Source organism: Flavobacterium flabelliforme (assembly GCF_017948675.1).
Taxonomy (GTDB): Bacteria; Bacteroidota; Bacteroidia; order Flavobacteriales; family Flavobacteriaceae; genus Flavobacterium; species Flavobacterium pygoscelis.
The window spans coordinates 1-16,155 of record NZ_JAGFBU010000006.1 but is presented as its reverse complement, the minus strand read 5'-3'; the positions used below and the strand labels follow the sequence as shown (position 1 = coordinate 16,155).

General features: G+C 30.9%; 16 protein-coding genes. 11 read left to right on the top strand and 5 right to left on the bottom strand.

Annotation, left to right across the window (positions count from 1 at the left end):
• Positions 1–1,338, top strand: a complete 1,338-nt coding sequence (locus J3S90_RS13435; RefSeq protein WP_210646626.1) for an FAD-dependent oxidoreductase — start codon at positions 1–3, stop codon at positions 1,336–1,338.
• 157 nt (positions 1,339–1,495) lie between these two features.
• On the opposite strand, the gene J3S90_RS13430 is transcribed toward J3S90_RS13435, so the two are convergent.
• From J3S90_RS13430 to J3S90_RS13415, 4 genes are all read right to left on the bottom strand, one after another.
• The gene (locus J3S90_RS13430; protein WP_210646625.1) at positions 1,496–2,044 is read right to left on the bottom strand and encodes a DUF6646 family protein; all 549 of its coding nucleotides are present in this window, start codon (positions 2,042–2,044) and stop codon (positions 1,496–1,498) included.
• A 562-nt stretch (positions 2,045–2,606) separates the two neighbouring features.
• Complete coding sequence (locus J3S90_RS13425; protein ID WP_188051294.1) at positions 2,607–3,866, bottom strand: NAD(P)/FAD-dependent oxidoreductase; 1,260 nt, start codon at positions 3,864–3,866, stop codon at positions 2,607–2,609.
• Between the two features lie 42 nt (positions 3,867–3,908).
• Complete coding sequence (locus tag J3S90_RS13420; protein ID WP_210646624.1) at positions 3,909–4,271, bottom strand: cupin domain-containing protein; 363 nt, start codon at positions 4,269–4,271, stop codon at positions 3,909–3,911.
• Positions 4,272–4,332: 61 nt separating this feature from the next.
• Positions 4,333–5,847, bottom strand: a complete 1,515-nt coding sequence (locus J3S90_RS13415; protein WP_210646623.1) for a helicase HerA-like domain-containing protein — start codon at positions 5,845–5,847, stop codon at positions 4,333–4,335.
• A 371-nt stretch (positions 5,848–6,218) separates the two neighbouring features.
• On the opposite strand from J3S90_RS13415, the gene J3S90_RS13410 reads away from it, so the two are divergent.
• The 8 genes from J3S90_RS13410 (at position 6,219) to J3S90_RS13375 (ending at position 13,252) form a co-directional block, all read left to right on the top strand.
• The gene (locus J3S90_RS13410; RefSeq protein WP_188051291.1) at positions 6,219–7,037 is read left to right on the top strand and encodes a MotA/TolQ/ExbB proton channel family protein; all 819 of its coding nucleotides are present in this window, start codon (positions 6,219–6,221) and stop codon (positions 7,035–7,037) included.
• A gap of 88 nt (positions 7,038–7,125) precedes the next feature.
• On the top strand, positions 7,126–7,722 hold the full coding sequence (locus tag J3S90_RS13405) for an ExbD/TolR family protein (protein WP_236023965.1): 597 nt from the start codon (positions 7,126–7,128) through the stop codon (positions 7,720–7,722).
• 22 nt (positions 7,723–7,744) lie between these two features.
• Positions 7,745–8,296: an ExbD/TolR family protein gene (locus J3S90_RS13400; protein ID WP_188051289.1), complete on the top strand. Its 552-nt coding sequence runs from the start codon at positions 7,745–7,747 to the stop codon at positions 8,294–8,296.
• Between the two features lie 38 nt (positions 8,297–8,334).
• Positions 8,335–9,132, top strand: coding sequence for an energy transducer TonB (locus tag J3S90_RS13395; RefSeq protein ID WP_188051288.1), 798 nt, complete (start codon positions 8,335–8,337; stop codon positions 9,130–9,132).
• Positions 9,133–9,365: 233 nt separating this feature from the next.
• Entirely contained in the window at positions 9,366–10,277 is a 912-nt protein-coding gene (locus J3S90_RS13390; protein WP_210646622.1) for a PstS family phosphate ABC transporter substrate-binding protein, read from the top strand.
• 10 nt (positions 10,278–10,287) lie between these two features.
• Positions 10,288–11,967, top strand: a complete 1,680-nt coding sequence (locus J3S90_RS13385; protein ID WP_236023963.1) for a tetratricopeptide repeat protein — start codon at positions 10,288–10,290, stop codon at positions 11,965–11,967.
• Positions 11,968–12,183: 216 nt separating this feature from the next.
• Positions 12,184–12,816, top strand: coding sequence for a 7-carboxy-7-deazaguanine synthase QueE (locus J3S90_RS13380; protein WP_210646621.1), 633 nt, complete (start codon positions 12,184–12,186; stop codon positions 12,814–12,816).
• Positions 12,817–12,850: 34 nt separating this feature from the next.
• Positions 12,851–13,252 carry a DUF2059 domain-containing protein gene (locus tag J3S90_RS13375; RefSeq protein ID WP_210646620.1) on the top strand — a complete coding sequence of 134 codons (402 nt, stop codon included), beginning with the start codon at positions 12,851–12,853 and terminating at the stop codon, positions 13,250–13,252.
• A 144-nt stretch (positions 13,253–13,396) separates the two neighbouring features.
• On the opposite strand, the gene J3S90_RS13370 is transcribed toward J3S90_RS13375, so the two are convergent.
• Positions 13,397–14,113, bottom strand: a complete 717-nt coding sequence (locus J3S90_RS13370) for a class I SAM-dependent methyltransferase (RefSeq protein WP_210646619.1) — start codon at positions 14,111–14,113, stop codon at positions 13,397–13,399.
• A gap of 78 nt (positions 14,114–14,191) precedes the next feature.
• Between J3S90_RS13370 and J3S90_RS13365 the strand changes: the two genes are divergently transcribed.
• Together J3S90_RS13365 and J3S90_RS13360 are read left to right on the top strand one after the other, a co-directional pair.
• Positions 14,192–14,686, top strand: coding sequence for a YkgJ family cysteine cluster protein (locus J3S90_RS13365; RefSeq protein WP_210646618.1), 495 nt, complete (start codon positions 14,192–14,194; stop codon positions 14,684–14,686).
• A gap of 128 nt (positions 14,687–14,814) precedes the next feature.
• Complete coding sequence (locus tag J3S90_RS13360; protein WP_210646617.1) at positions 14,815–16,050, top strand: ABC transporter permease; 1,236 nt, start codon at positions 14,815–14,817, stop codon at positions 16,048–16,050.
• Positions 16,051–16,155: the final 105 nt, after the last annotated feature.

Sequence of the window (16,155 nt, the reverse complement as noted above, 5' to 3'; positions counted from 1 at the left end):
ATGCAAAATTCAAAAAAAATAGCTGTTGTAGGTTCTGGATTAGTAGGATCTTTATTAGCTATTTATCTACGTAGAGCAGGTCATGAAGTTCATGTTTATGATCGCAGTCCAGATATTAGAAAAATACAATTTTCCGGTCGCTCTATTAATTTAGCGATGTCTAATCGGGGCTGGAAAGCGCTTGATGCAGTGAATATTGGTGACGTAATACGAGAAATAGCAATTCCAATGGATAAACGGGCTATCCATTTAGTAGACAAACTAAATTTTCAGAATTACGGTCAAGAAGGAGAATCAATTTACTCTATATCTAGAGGAGTTTTGAATAGAAAAATGATTGATTTGGCGGAAGCCGAAGGAGCAGAATTCTTTTTTGAGCAAAAAATTTGGGATGTTTCTCTTGATGATGCAACACTTCACAGTGGCGAGACAGAACGTGGTGCTTGGGAGGATAAAAAATATGATATAGTTTTTGGTGCAGATGGTGCGTTCTCTAGAATTCGTCACCGCATGCAGCGTCAAAGTATGTTTGATTATTCGCAAGAATTTTTACCTATTGGTTATAAAGAATTAAACATTCCTGCAAACCATGATGGAACACATAAATTAGATAAAAATTCTTTCCATATCTGGCCACGAGGCGAGTATATGTTAATTGCATTGCCAAATCTTGATGGTAGTTTTACGTGCACTTTATTTATGCCTTTTAAAGGGGAAAACTCCTTTGAGTCATTAAAAGACAAAGCATCTGTTGAAGCCTTTTTTGAGAAAAATTTGCCAGATACAATTGATGTAATCCCGAAACTTACCGAAGATTTTTTCAATAATCCTACAAGCACGCTGGTTACCATGAAATGTTTTCCTTGGACATATAAAGACAAAGTGGCCTTAATAGGTGATGCAAGCCATGCTATTGTTCCTTTTTATGGACAAGGAATGAATGCTGGTTTTGAAGACATTACTGTGCTTCATGAGATGATCGAAAAATATGACGATGATTGGGTAACTATTTTTTCAGAATATGAAAAATCACGCAAACCAAATGCAGATGCTATTGCGGAACTTTCTTATCGTAATTTTTTAGAAATGAGTTCTAAAACTGCAGATGAAAATTTCCTTTTACAGAAGAAAATTGAAAAATGGTTCTCAGACAAACATCCTGAAAAATGGATTCCATTATACAGTAGAGTCACTTTTAGTGATCGTCCTTATGCTGAAGCATTAGCGATAGGTGATTATCAAAACGAAATAATGGAACAAGTACTGAAAATGGACAATATTGATAAAATCTGGGATTCAGTAGCAGTTGAAAATAAGATTTTAGAATTATTAAAGTAAATAAAAAGGGCTCTGAAAATTCAGAACCCTTTTTTTATATCTGTAAGTAACACAATACTAGTTGTATTACAATTGTAATGGTTCAAAACTAAATTTAGTCTTCATTGAAAACCTACTTTATGTTCTGATAAATCAAAAAGGAATCAATAAATTTCATTTATAGACTAAAAGAAATACCAAGGCTTGCAACAGGCTGAGTATAAAAATCATAATAAATTCTTGCAGATGATTCTTCTATAAAGAATCTCTTTTTAACTATGGGACAATATCCGCTAAAATAGAGTCCAAAATTTTCTGAAAAATAATATTTAAATCCTGCTTGTCCACCAATACCATTAATTCCGACTACTCCACCGACTGACATGTCTATCTTTTCTCCATCCATTTTGAAAAAAGGCGTAAGGTGAAGATTAAGTGATGCAGCCATATTCATTTTTTCAAATGAATCAGCATTTTTACTATTATTAATATTTATACCCCACCCATCATAAATGGGCTCTAAAGGTTCTGTCTTTATTACATAACCAACATTGATTGCTACTGATAAGTAATTTGAAATGCCTATCTCACTACCAATTTCAGCGCCTATTCCTTTATTTTGAATTGTGGCTCCAATGGAATATTTAGCATCAAAAGTTTCATCCCAGGCTTGAGAAAATAGGTTTCCTGCGTATAATAAACATAATAAAAGTATTGTTTTTTTCATTTTAATTTAGCTGTAATTCTGTTGATAGTCAATATTTCACTTCTCTTTTCAATAGAGTATTAATAAATTCTTTAAATTTTTAGTAATAAAAAAAATACTTTGTTTTTAATGTTATAAATTTAAAAGAGAAATTTAGTCATCAAAAATACATATTTAAGGGAGAATGGTTGTCAGTTTAATTAAAAAAAACGATATTTTTTCTTACATTAATTTACTTGGTTATGAAATGAGAATTTTAATTTAATTGCGCTTTTGAAAGTTTTTTTCTTACCATTTATAAACATATCATTTAATAATAAATAAAGAATATTTACAAATAAATAATAAATAACTGATTAGAAAGGCTTAAAACATTTTAAACGGAAAGGAAATTTAGTTTCTAAATTATCGAAATAGTTAAGTTTCTTATTGTCAAGTTTACGATAAAAACGGATCTTAGTTTTTACATAATATTACTTTGTGAATATAAAATTATCAAAACCAATTGATTTTTATTTTTAAAAGGAAGTATGAATATTGGTTATAAATAAAAAAGACCCTGATTTTTCAGAGCCTTTTTAGTTTATTTATTTTTTGAAGCAGATTTTAATATGACTCGTAATGTACTGTCGTTATTAAAGTAACTAAACATCCAATTGATAAAAATAGAGAGTTTGTTTTTTACACTTAAAATCAACATTAAGTGAATAAACATCCAAGTGAACCAAGCTAATCTACCTTGAAAACTAAATTTAGGCAAATCGACTACAGCTTTTCTTTTGCCAACAGTTGCCATAGAACCTTTATCGTGATATTCATATTCGATTCTAGGTTTGTTTTTTATACTTCGTTTAAAATTTTCGGCCAATACTTTAGCTTGTTCAATCGCAACACTAGCAACTTGTGGATGCCCATTTGGGTATTTAGGAGTAGACATAAAAGCAATATCACCTAAAGCGTAAACACCGTTTAGATTTTCTACTTCATTAAATCGATTAACAAGAAATCGATTGCCTCTCGTGATACATTCCGAAGGAATTCCTTCAAGAGCATTTCCAACTATTCCTGCTGCCCAAACTACGTTATTAGATTCGATGATTTCTCCACTTTGCAAAGTGACTATTTTACCATCATATTTACTTACAATTGAACTTGTTTTTACAATTACACCCAATTCCTCTAAATATTTTCGTGACATTTTTTGTGAGTCACCACTCATTGGGTTTAAAACATTAGGTGATCCCTCAAGCAAATAAATAGTCAATTTAGAGAAATCCTTATCTGGATAATCTTTAGGAAGAATATTTCTTTTCATTTCTGCTAATGCACCAGCAAGTTCTACACCTGTTGGTCCACCTCCTACAATTACAAAATTCATTAAAGCTTGTAATTGGTCTCCATCTACCATTAAAGCGTCTTCAAATGTCTGTAAGATATGATTTCGCAATTGGATAGCCTCAGGAACAGATTTCATTGGGTAAGCAAATTTCTCTATTTCAGCGTTTCCGAAATAGTTGGTTGAACAACCAAATGAAATGATAAGATGATCGTAATCAAAATCAGCTATTGACGTTTTTAATATTTTATTTTGTGTATCTACACCTAAAACACTCGCGATTCTAATTCTCACGTTTTTAGAGTGTTGAAATACTTTTCTTAAGGGAAAAGAGATGCTTGCAGGTTCAAGCCTTGCAGTTGCTACTTGATACATTAATGGCTGGAATTGATGATAATTATTCTTGTCAATTAATAATACATCAAAGTCGCTATTTTGTAAATCCTGAGCCAAACGCAAGCCAGCAAAACCAGCTCCAACAATTATAATTTTTTTTTGAATTTTCATGCCTTTTTAGTTATAGGTATAAAGATATAATTTTTAAAAGATTCATTCTTCTCTATTAACTTTTTCTATAGAAAATGCTGGAGTACAAATGGCAATATATTCGCATATTTCATCAAAAGGATTAGAATACTGAACTCGTGTGTTCTTATCTATTTTGATAGATTGTCCAGCTTCTAAAATAATAATCTCATCCCTAATTATAAATTGCTTTTTGCCTTTTATGATATAAGTATATTCTTCAAATTCAGGAGTTTGAAAAGGTTCTTTCCAATGTGGTGGTGCAACCATGTGCGCAATGGAAATTTCGGAATTATTAGTTGCTACTAGCCCATGATGCTCTTCAATTAATTTTCCATCAGTAGTAGGAAATACGAAAGGAGATTTTTGGATAAAGTATTTTTTCATAACTAGATTTTATAAAAAAATCCCTTTTTTAAATGAGGTTTTAAAAAGGGATTAGTAATTTTTATTTTTTAAACATTTTATTTAGTACTCCAAATACTCCTCTTATAAAAGTGGCGCTTGTAAGTACTTTTATAACTGATTTGCCTACAACAGTTGCTGTACTAGGACCTTCAGGTTGTTTTTTTTCTGCCTTTTGATTTTCTGTTGCAAATTCTTCTTCAGCATGAGCGATTTTTTTATTTAGAATTTCATAAGCGCTTTCACGATCAATGAGCTCGCTATATTTTTTAACTAATTTTGAATTAATATTGATTTCCTGTATTTCACTTTCTGTTAGGATGTCCATTCTACTCATGGGCGCACGCATCATTGTAGCAGCAAGAGGTGTAGGGATTCCTTTTTCATTCAATGCGGTAACAAGAGCTTCTCCTATTCCAAGGCTAGTTAGTATTTCGTCAGTTTTATAATAAGCAGAACTAGGGTAATTATCTGCAGTCTGCTTTATTGCTTTTCGGTCATTAGCCGTAAAGGCTCTTAAAGCATGTTGAATTTTCAATCCTAGTTGTGCCAAAACTCCACTGGGAATATCCATTGGGTTTTGGGTAATAAAATAAATTCCGATCCCTTTAGAACGAATTAGTTTTACAATAGTCTCAATTTGTTCTAATAAAACCTTGCTGGCTTCATTAAAAATCAAATGCGCTTCATCAATAAAAATGACTAATTCTGATTGATCAGCATCTCCTTTTTCTGGCATTTGTTGATAAATTTCAGCTAAAAGACTTAGTATAAATGTAGAAAACAACTTCGGTTTATCTTGTATGTCAGTCAATCTTAAAATACTGACGTAGCCTTTCCCATTTTTATCAATACGCATTAAATCTTCTACATCAAATGACATTTCACCAAAAAAAAGATCAGCTCCTTGTTGTTCAAGTTCAATTATTTTTCTTAATATCGTTCCTGTCGTTGATGTAGAAATCTTGCCGTAATGTTGTTCGATCTCACTTTTTCCTTCCTCGGTAATATAGTTAATTACTTTTTTAATGTCCTTTAAATCTAATAGAGGCATTTTGTTATCATCACAATATTTAAATATAACAGAGATTACACCAGATTGAGTATCATTTAAGTTTAAAATTCTTGAAAACAATACGGGTCCAAACTCAGAAATAGTAGCGCGCAAACGCACTCCATTTTGCTCAGATAAAGTTAGCAATTCAACAGGGAAGCTTGCTGTGCTATACGGGATATTAATCTTATTGTGGCGTTCTGTAATAAATGATTTCTCTTCGCCTTCTTTTGCTATTCCGCTAAAATCCCCCTTAATGTCCATCATTAAAACTGGGATTCCATAACTAGACAACTGTTCTGATAATACCTGAATTGTTTTGGTTTTACCAGTTCCTGTAGCTCCCGCGATTAAACCATGACGATTTAAAGTTTTTAATGGAATTTTAATAGGTGCATCTGCGAGTGCTTCTCCATCAAGTATGGCTCCGCCTAATATGATACTTTCTCCTTTGAAGTTGTATCCTTCTGAAATATGTTTTACAAAATCCTCTTTTCTACCCATAATAGTTTAAATTAATATCATCCGCAAGATATTATATTTTTCTAGAAGTAACAATTTTAGTGTATAATGCAGTTTTCCTGCTTTTATATTGTTAATATCGTAAAATATTACTTTATAGCTTGACTAGTGATATCTTGAAATATTACTTTAAATATTCATAAAAACGTAAATTATTTCTCATGAAACATTTAATTTAATTGCATATACTGATATAAATGCAATAAATAGTTGTGTAGATATGTTTTTAAAATAAATTTAATGACAATAAAATAAAAAAAAGTTTTTTTATTTGAACTAAAAATATAAATTTGCTCCACTACAAGTTTAATATAACTAAGATAATTTATTTAAAACTATTAAAATTAAAAAAAATGGCAAACGTTAAAAAAGAAAAAAGCGCAAACGGTGGAGGAATGATTTCTGGAATCATTATTGTAGCATGTGTTTTTGTTGGATGGTTGATTTGGAATTTCATAATGGGTAATGGTGCTAATTTTGAAGGTGGTGTTAATACTGGTCATCCATTACCAGGTAATATGTTGGCAATGGTTTATAAAGGAGGTCCAATTGTACCTGTTTTATTAGGTTTGTTATTAGTTGTTATCGTTTTCTCATTTGAGCGTTATGCAGTAATTTCTAAAGCTGCAGGAAAAGGAAACCTTGATACTTTTATGAAAACTGTACAAAATGATATTAAAAGTGGTAATATTGAATCAGCTATCGCTGCTTGTGATAAACAAAAAGGTTCTGTTGCAAATCCAATAAAATCAGCTTTATTGAAATATCAAGAAGTTAAAAATGAAGGATTAGATAGTGAAGCTGCTGCTGAAACTATTCACAAAGAAATAGAAGAGGTTACTTCATTAGAAATGCCAATGTTAGAAAAACACATGACTGTGCTTTCAACTATGGTATCTTTAGGTACTCTTGCAGGTTTATTAGGAACAGTAACAGGGATGATTAAAGCATTTAGTGCTTTATCTGCTGCTGGTACTCCAGATCAAGCTGCTCTTGCAAATGGTATTTCTGAGGCATTGATTAATACTGCTACTGGTATTTCTACTTCTGCTTTAGCGATTATCTCTTATAACTTTTTTACTTCTAAAATTGATGATTTAACTTACTCTATTGATGAGGCAGGTAATACAATCGTTAATACTTACAGACATTACAGAAGTACAAAAAAATAATTAATAATTTAATTTGCAAAAAAGTAGTAGTTAGATAACTAACACTACTTTTTTGTAAATATTAAAAAATATATTAATGGCTATAAAAATGAAAAAGAAAGCAGGGTCTACTGATATGACTGCTATGTGTGATGTGGCTTTTCTTTTGTTGTCGTTCTTTGTAATGACAGCAACAGCAAAGATACCTGAAGCATTGCCAGTTGATACTCCTGCGTCAACAGTTCAGTCAAAGTTGCCAGAAGATAATTTAGCTACCATTACCGTTGGAAAAGGAAAGATTTTCTACGATCTTAAAGGAAGAGAAGTTAGAAAAATGGCTCTTGATTTGATGGGACAAAAATACGGTGTTGAATTTACTCCTGAAGAATCTCAAAAGTTTGCTTTGATGGAAGATATTGGGGTTCCAATCACAAGTCTTAAGCAACTAATCGGTATGAAAACTGCTGATAGAAGTAAACCAGGTTTACAGCCAGGTATACCTAAAGATTCTCTTGATAATCAATTAAAAGAATGGGTTTATAATTCTCGTATTGCAAATATCAAAGTAAATAATAAAGAATTACAAATTGCTATTAAAGGAGATGCTAAAGAGCAATATCCTGCAATAAAAAGCGTAATGGATATTTTACAAGATCAAAAAATCAATAGCTTCAATCTAGTTACTGGTTTAAGAGCAAAAAACTAAAAACTAAAAAAAATACACTAAAATGGCTGAATTAAATACTGGCGACGGTGGAGGCAAAAAAGGTGGAAAAGTAAGAAGTAAAAAGTCAAACTCTAAAGTAGATTTAACTGCAATGGTTGATTTAGCTTTCTTGTTGATTACTTTCTTTATGCTTACTACCACGTTGTCAAAACCACAATCGATGCCTTTGGGTTTGCCTGACAAAGAAGACGACAAAACTAAAGAAAAGCCAATCAAAGTTGATGAGAATCGTACGTTAACAGTTTTGTTAGGCGAAAATAATAAATTGGTATATTACATGGGTCTTCTTGCAACTCCAATTGCTGGTCCAACAGATGTATCTTATGGTAAAGATGGTATTCGTGAAATATTATTGAAAAGAAAAGAGTCAGTAGTACAATATACCGGGAACAAAGACAAAGGTTTAATTGTAATTATTAAACCAAGTAAAAAATCAAATTATCGTAATTTAGTAGATATATTAGATGAGATGGCAATTGTTGGAGTACCTTCAAACGCAATTGTTAATGATTTTTCACCAGAGGAATTAAAATTGTTAGAAGGTAATAAATAAGATTTGCTTATTACTCTATAACCTAATAATCAAGAAAAATGAAATTAGATATATTCACAAACCAATGGCTTGATATTGTTTTCGAAGGTCGTAATAAAGCTTATGGCGCTTACGAACTAAGGAAATCAAATAACAAGACTGCCGTTAGAGCGCTTATCTTTGGTGCAATTGTTTTTATCATATTGGTTAGCTTACCGCTTATTTTAAGTTGGTTGCCTAATTCAGCTGATAAAGATGTTACTCTAGATACTAAAATTGTTAGTATTAAGTTGCCGCCTAAGAAAGAGATAATAAAAGAAAATGTTCCTCCGCCACCGCCACCGCCACCTAAGGTTGACCAAGTAAAATTTGTTAAGCCAATAGTAGCAAAAGCAGACGAAGTAACAGAAGAACCACCTAAGACGGTTGAATTAAAAGAAAAAAAATTAGGAGCTGAAACTATTAAAGGAGATCCTGATGCTATCTTAACAGTAGAACCAGTTGGTACTGGAACTGCAGCCGTTGTTGAGGAAGTAGATAATTCAATCTATAATACAGCAGGTATTGAGGTTAAACCTGATTTCCCAGGTGGTATTGATAAGTTCTACAAATTTGTTGGTAATAACTATCAAACTCCAGAAGAAGAAGGTTTGAAAGGAAAAGTATATGTAACTTTTGTAGTTGAGAAAGATGGTTCATTAACAGATATCAAAGTAATTAGAGATATTGGTTATGGTACAGGAAAAGAAGCTATCCGTGTTTTAAAGAAATGTCCTAAATGGACTCCTGGAGAGCAAAACGGTAAAAAAGTAAGAGTACTTTATTCATTACCTATTACTATACAATCTGCACAATAATGTTAGATAACATATTTAATAATATTAAGAAGAAATCGCTTAAAGAGCGATTTCTTCTTGTTTTAGGAATTTTGTTTTTTTTGGTTTATTTTGTTTTAGGTCTATTTGTTATATTTATGAATAATTTTCCTTTAGCAATGAATCTTACTGCTAGGATTGCATTTGGAATTATACTTATTGCATATGCTTCCTTTAGATTTTTTCGTATAATTAATGATAATAAAGACTAGTTAATGAGAAATATTAGTAAGCTTTTATGTTTTATAGTTTTTTTAGTTGTGTTAGGATGCAATCAAAAAGACAGTTCGAAGAACCAAGAAACAATTTTAAAAGGTTCTGCAATAATTTATGTTGATGAAACGTTAACTCCTATTATTGAAGATCAAGTAGCAGTTTTTGAGAGTAATTATGATGCGAAAATTAAACTTGTATCAAAATCGGAGTCAGAAACTGTTAATTCATTGTTTAAACAAAAAGGGAGTATTGCTATTTTATCAAGAGATTTGACCAGTGAAGAGCTTAAGGTTTTTAAACAGCGCAATATCAATCCAAAAGTAACTCCTTTTGCTACCGATGCTATTGCTTTTATTTCTAACAAGAATACTAAGGATTCAATTGTAGAATTAAAAGATGTAATAAGTTTTATGCAAGGTAAGGCTACACCATCTATTAAGGGTCTGGTTTTTGATAATTTGAATTCTAGTACAGTCAGATATATTAATGAAATCGCTGGTATTAAATCTGTTCCGGAGAAAGGAGTTTTTTCTTTCAAGACAAACGATGAAGTGATAAAGTATGTTTCAGAAAATGATGGTATTATTGGAGTAATTGGCGTAAATTGGCTTTCACAACCTAAGCCATCAATGAAAAAATATATTGATAATGTAAATACTTTGAGGGTTAAAGATCTTAAAGGAAGTCAATCTTATTTACCAACCCAAAACGATATAGCAGAAAAAAAGTATCCTTTGGCACGTGATTTGTATATTATAAATTGTCAAGGATATTCTGGATTAGGAATGGGATTTGCCTCATTTGTTGGTGGAGACATTGGACAAAGAATAATTTTAAAATCAGGGTTGCTACCCATAAGAATTCCTACGAGGAACTTTATAATAACTAAAAGCCAAAATGATGAAAATTAAATTAACTACAATGAGCATAAATAAATTTGCAACGTTTAGTGTTGCCATATTAGCTTCAACTTATTCAGTTCAAGCACAAGATATCAATCAAGCCAAGAAAGCTGTTGATGCAGAGCAATTTGAAAGTGCTAAATCTATATTAAAATCTATTATAAAAGATAAACCTTCTAATGGTAATGCTTACTTTACTTTAGGTACTATTTATCTAAATCAGAACGTTCAAGATTCTGCTAAAATATTTTTTGAAAAGGGATTAAGCGCATCTGATAACGGTAAACTTAATAATATTGGTTTAGGTCAAATAGATTTAGACAAAAATGATGTTTCTGCCGCTCAAGCTAAATTTGCTTTAGCAACTAAAGATGTTAAAAAGAAAGATATTCAGGAATATATTTATATAGCAAGAGCTTATATGAATGCAGATAAGCCTGATTATAAAAATGCTTTAACTATTTTAAATAAAGCAGTTGCTGTTAATGCACAAGATGCACAATTACAATTGGCATTAGGTGATGCATATTATGGTGATGGAAAACAAAATGAAGCCTACGTAGCATATAGAAGTGCTTTTCAAGCTGATAATTCTTTATTGAGAGCTAAAATGCAATTGGGTGTTTTATTAAAAGGAGCTAAATCTTATGATGAAGCACTTAAAGCATACAATGAAGTAATTGCTATCAATCCTAATTACGGACCAGTTTATAGAGAGTTAGCAGAAACTTATTATAAAATTGCTCGTAATAAACCTTCTCAAGCAGCAGCGAATTATAAAACGGCTATAGGATATTATGATAAATACATGTCATTAACGGATTATTCTATTCACTCTAGAATGCGTCGTGCGGATTTCTTAATATTAGTTGAAGATTATGTTGCTCTTGAAGCCGAAGCTAACAAGATGAGTGAATTGGATAAAGTTAATCCTAGAATTTATCGTTATTTAGGATATGCTGCTTATAAAAATGGAAACGTAGATGTAGCTATCAAATCATTAGAAAATTTTATTAATGCTCCAGGTAATAAACCAATTGCATTAGATTATTTATATTTAGGGTTGACTAAGATAAAAAAAGGAACAAGTGCTGATGGTACAGCTATAGATCCAGCAGCATTTCAAGCTGGTTTAGTAGATGTCAAAAAAGCTATTGAAATGGAACCTTTGGCTGTTCAGGACTTAACTGAAGTTGGTAAAAAATTGTTTACACAAAAGCTTTACAATGAAGCTGCAGCTATTTTTGAATTTGGTGCTAATACTAAAGAATCTGCAAGTTTCCTTGATGACAACGTTTATTATGGTTTAGCTAACTATTATGCTAATATTAATAAAGGTAAAGATGTAAAAGTTGATACTGTTGCTTTACAAAAAGCCGACGCAGCTTTTGAAAAAGTATTAGTAGCTTCTCCAACTTACCTAGAAGCTTATCTTTATAGAGCAAGAACAAATAGATTGCTTGATAAAGATGATGTCATGGTGAAGAATTATGAAGATTATGTTGCTAAAACTACTGAATTAGGTCCAGATGAGTTAGCTAAGCCAGCTGTTAAAACTAAAATTATTGAATGCTACAACAATATGGCAGCTAGTTTTGCTAACACTGATAAACCAAAAGCGATTGAATATTTTAAGAAAACGCTTGCAATAGATCCTACTAATAGTTATGCTACAGAGTCTATAAAAATATTAAAATAGTAAACGATTAATCTGTTTAATTTTAAACCGATGGTAATTTAGCCATCGGTTTTTTTATGTTTATTTTTTTAAAAATTAGATCTGTGTTTTTTTATAAGGCTTCTATTATAATTTTATAAACAACATTTTTGGTACTGTTAAATTTTGGTACATTACTACTTGTTTTCAAATTGACTCCTTCTCAAATTAACTATCTTTGCGTTTTAAATTAAGTAAATGTTATCAAAAGAAGTACAATTAGAAGTAAATAAAGGAATGATGTTGCCCTTGATGGAGGAGTTTTACACAATTCAAGGGGAAGGATTTCATACAGGGACTGCAGCATATTTTATTAGGATAGGTGGTTGTGATGTTGGTTGTCACTGGTGTGATGTTAAAGAAAGTTGGAATGCAGAATTGCATCCGCCTACAAGTATTGATCTAATAGTTTCTAATGCTAGTAAGTATTCTAAAACTGTTGTAGTAACTGGAGGTGAACCATTAATGTGGGATATGACTTTGCTAACGCAAAAACTGAAAGAGCAAGATTTAAAAGTTCATATAGAAACATCTGGTGCTTATCCTTTGTCTGGCACTTGGGACTGGATTTGTCTTTCGCCCAAAAAAAATAAATTACCTACAGAAACGGTATATGATAATGCAAATGAATTAAAAGTCATTATTCATAACAAACATGATTTTATTTTTGCAGAAGAACAAGCTGAAAAGGTTAATTCAAACGCTATTTTATTTCTGCAACCCGAGTGGAGCAAAAATGATAAAATGACACCGTTAATTGTTGACTATGTAATGAAAAATCCTAAATGGCGCGTATCATTACAAACACATAAATATTTAAATATTCCATAAAAAAGTTTATATTTGGTGTGAAAAAACACACAATATGAAAAAAATATTTATAACATCCGTATTAGTTTTAGTAGTAAATATAGTTTCGGCTCAAGATTCTTTTAAAGCAGAAGCGTTAAAAGTCATACAAATGTCTGGTGCAGCCGGTCCAATGCAGATGGCAAAGGAACAAATAATGCAAAATATTCCAGAATTAAAAAAAGAGGAATTTTCAAAAGAATTTGATGCTAGCTTGCCCTCATTGTATGAAAAACTTGCTAAAATTTACATGGAGACCTATACACAAGAGGAGGTTAAAGAAATGTTGAAATTTTATCAGTCACCTTTAGGAAAGAAAATTTCTAGTTCATCTGGTGTAATATATAAAAAATCAACAGCTGCTGGTCAAGAATGGGGTGGAGATTTACAAACCATAATGATGAAATATATGCAATAATTTATAATTTAAAATAAAAAAGCCCAAATCTAAGATTTGGGCTTTTTTATTTTAAATTACATACATTTTTTAGGTTATACAAACATACAAGCTGTATGTTTTAAGTTTGGTATTTAAAGATATTAAAATATTTTATTTTTTTTATTAAATGAATAATCTCGCTAAGTAATCATAATGTTCTCCCTCTAATTTCATTTCGCATTGCAATCCATTAGCAAATGCAGCCTTCTGTAACGTATTATAATCTAAATATAGCCAAGGGAATGTGTCTTCTTTTTCGCCTTTATAAGTTACACTAAATTCCAATTCTCCGTAATAACCATTTGCGGGAATCGCAAAAGCTCCTTCTTCATCCTCATCAAACATGTAAATGATATCAGAACTGTCAATCAGGATTTGTCCATTTGGTTTTAATAATTTTTTTAGGCCAAGCAAATATTGAGATGTATTTTTTAAGCTTCCAAATATACCAGTACCATTCATTAATAATAATATAGTGTCAAATTTATTTTCAGGATTGGAAGAGTCTATTTCGAGAACGTTTTGAATCAGTGCGTTTTTTACACCTCTAAGTTGACAAGCTTTTATCGCATTTGGAGAAATATCAATCGAGTGAACATTGAGTTTTTTTTCATTTTGTAAATACAAACTGTGACTTCCTGCACCACATCCTACATCTAATGTTTTTCCATGAGTAAGTTGCATCGCTTTTTGTTCTAAAAACGGCATTTCTTTATAAGAACGAAATAAATATGCAACAGACATTTCATCTTCTTCAGAGATGGTAGTTTCAGTAATTAAATCCTCGGGAGAATTATTAGTTTGATAATCAAGTATGGCTTTGCCAAAAAGGTCTTTCATTATTTTTAATTCAAAATTCATTAATCTATTATCCTGATTTAAAAAGTGTTATTTTTGTAGAAAATTTAAACTTTTATATTGAAACCTACTTTAAACGAACTTCCTAAAGAAGCCAAAGATAAGCATATCGAAAACAAAAAGTATTTTGATAAGCTCAAAAAAAAGACACCAAAAAATTTAGATTATGTAATGAAAGATTTACATGATACTGAATTCAAAAAAACAGACTGTTTAAAATGTGCTAACTGCTGTAAAACAACTGGGCCCTTATTTACCTCTGCAGATATCGAACGCGTTGCTAAGTATTTAAAACAAAAACCACAACAGTTTATTGAGCAATATTTAAGAATTGATGAAGATCAAGATTATGTTTTACAAAGTGTACCATGTAATTTTTTAGATCAAGACAATACTTGCTTTATTTATGACGTACGACCGAAAGCCTGTCGTGAATTTCCACATACAGATAGAAAGAAATTTCAGCAAATCACAGATCTTACTTTGAAAAATGTTGCTATCTGTCCAGCCGCTTTTAATATAGTCGAAAACATGAAAAAAAAATTACCTTTATAAAGAATCTTTTTTTAAGTTTTATTCTTATGGGTTTTTTTGGCAGCAAATAGCCAAATCCGGGTTTTAGCTGTATTTTTGATTAAACCCATAAATAAAAATTAGCAATTATAATTAGAAATAGTATCAATTTGAATTTAGAATATTTTATAGCCAAAAGACTTATTACTGCCAAAGATTATAAAAGCAGTATATCAGCGCCAATTATAAAAATTGCAATTTCAGCAATTGCAATTGGCATGATCATGATGATAATTTCAGTAGCAACTGGAATCGGATTGCAACAAAAAATTCGAGAGAAAATCTCTGCTTTCAATGGGCATATTATTATTTCAAATTATGATAATAATCTATCCGAAGTTACACTTGTTCCTATTTCTAAAAAACAGGATTTTTATCCCAAATTTAATTCAGTTAGTGGGATAAATCACATACAAGCTATTGCTACCAAAGCGGGAATTATTAGAACTGAGAATGCTTTCGAAGGAATTGTTCTTAAAGGAGTAGGGAAAGATTACAATTGGAATAATATAAAAGAATACTTAGTTTCTGGTAGAATTCCTGATTTTTCTAAAAACCTCAATGAAGAAGTTGTAATATCACAGTTTCTTGCTAATAGATTAAATCTAAAAGTTGGTGATTCATTTAATACCTTCTTTATAAAAGAAGAGCAAAACAAACTTCCAATCAGTAGAAGGTTCAAAATTACAGGTATTTTTAATTCTGGGTTTCAAGAATTCGATGCTACTTATATAATTGGAGATATTAGACATCTTCAACGTATAAATAAATGGAACGCTGATGAAGTTGGAGCATTCGAAGTTTTTTTAGATAATTTTAATGACATAAAAGTAAAAGGCGAGCAAGTTTATGAACAAACAGGCTCTACATTAGACACAAAAACGATTATCGAAAAATACAGTTATATATTCGAATGGCTTCAATTATTCGACTTTAATATTATCGTTATTTTAGTAGTTATGATTTTAGTGGCCACCATTAATATGGTAGTTGCACTATTGGTGTTAATACTCGAGCGAACCCAAATGATAGGGATATTAAAAGCACTGGGAGCAGATAATTGGTCTGTTAGAAAAATATTTTTGTACAATGCTTTTTATCTTATAATAAGAGGGCTTTTTTGGGGGAATTTGATTGGAATTTCACTTTTATTGATTCAACAGCATTTTGGAATAATTAAATTAAATCCTGAAAACTATTATGTTGATCAAGCGCCAGTATATCTTAATTGGGGATATATAATAGCACTAAACTTTTTAACTATTGGTGTATGCTTCTTGGTATTACTAATCCCTTCTTACATAATAACTAAAATTTCGCCTGTAAAAGCCATTCGTTTCGATTGATTTTCCTTTTGGCGTTTCCCATCCTAAAAAAGAGGCTATATCCGAGTTCGGTTATAGCCTCTTTTTTAGAATGGGTCGGGCTATTCGCTTCAAGTCCTCGTCAAG

Bases quoted from the DNA above. Each gene is read 5' to 3' on its own strand.
- J3S90_RS13415 (WP_210646623.1), bottom strand. From the start codon at position 5,847: ATGGGTAGAAAAGAGGATTTTGTAAAACATATTTCAGAAGGATACAAC.
- J3S90_RS13420 (WP_210646624.1), bottom strand. From the start codon at position 4,271: ATGAAAAAATACTTTATCCAAAAATCTCCTTTCGTATTTCCTACTACT.
- J3S90_RS13405 (WP_236023965.1), top strand. From the start codon at position 7,126: ATGAAAAAGAAAGCAGGGTCTACTGATATGACTGCTATGTGTGATGTG.
- J3S90_RS13395 (WP_188051288.1), top strand. From the start codon at position 8,335: ATGAAATTAGATATATTCACAAACCAATGGCTTGATATTGTTTTCGAA.
- J3S90_RS13390 (WP_210646622.1), top strand. From the start codon at position 9,366: ATGAGAAATATTAGTAAGCTTTTATGTTTTATAGTTTTTTTAGTTGTG.
- J3S90_RS13375 (WP_210646620.1), top strand. From the start codon at position 12,851: ATGAAAAAAATATTTATAACATCCGTATTAGTTTTAGTAGTAAATATA.
- J3S90_RS13430 (WP_210646625.1), bottom strand. From the start codon at position 2,044: ATGAAAAAAACAATACTTTTATTATGTTTATTATACGCAGGAAACCTA.
- J3S90_RS13400 (WP_188051289.1), top strand. From the start codon at position 7,745: ATGGCTGAATTAAATACTGGCGACGGTGGAGGCAAAAAAGGTGGAAAA.
- J3S90_RS13410 (WP_188051291.1), top strand. From the start codon at position 6,219: ATGGCAAACGTTAAAAAAGAAAAAAGCGCAAACGGTGGAGGAATGATT.
- J3S90_RS13435 (WP_210646626.1), top strand. From the start codon at position 1: ATGCAAAATTCAAAAAAAATAGCTGTTGTAGGTTCTGGATTAGTAGGA.
- J3S90_RS13385 (WP_236023963.1), top strand. From the start codon at position 10,288: ATGAGCATAAATAAATTTGCAACGTTTAGTGTTGCCATATTAGCTTCA.
- J3S90_RS13425 (WP_188051294.1), bottom strand. From the start codon at position 3,866: ATGAAAATTCAAAAAAAAATTATAATTGTTGGAGCTGGTTTTGCTGGC.
- J3S90_RS13370 (WP_210646619.1), bottom strand. From the start codon at position 14,113: ATGAAAGACCTTTTTGGCAAAGCCATACTTGATTATCAAACTAATAAT.
- J3S90_RS13380 (WP_210646621.1), top strand. From the start codon at position 12,184: ATGTTATCAAAAGAAGTACAATTAGAAGTAAATAAAGGAATGATGTTG.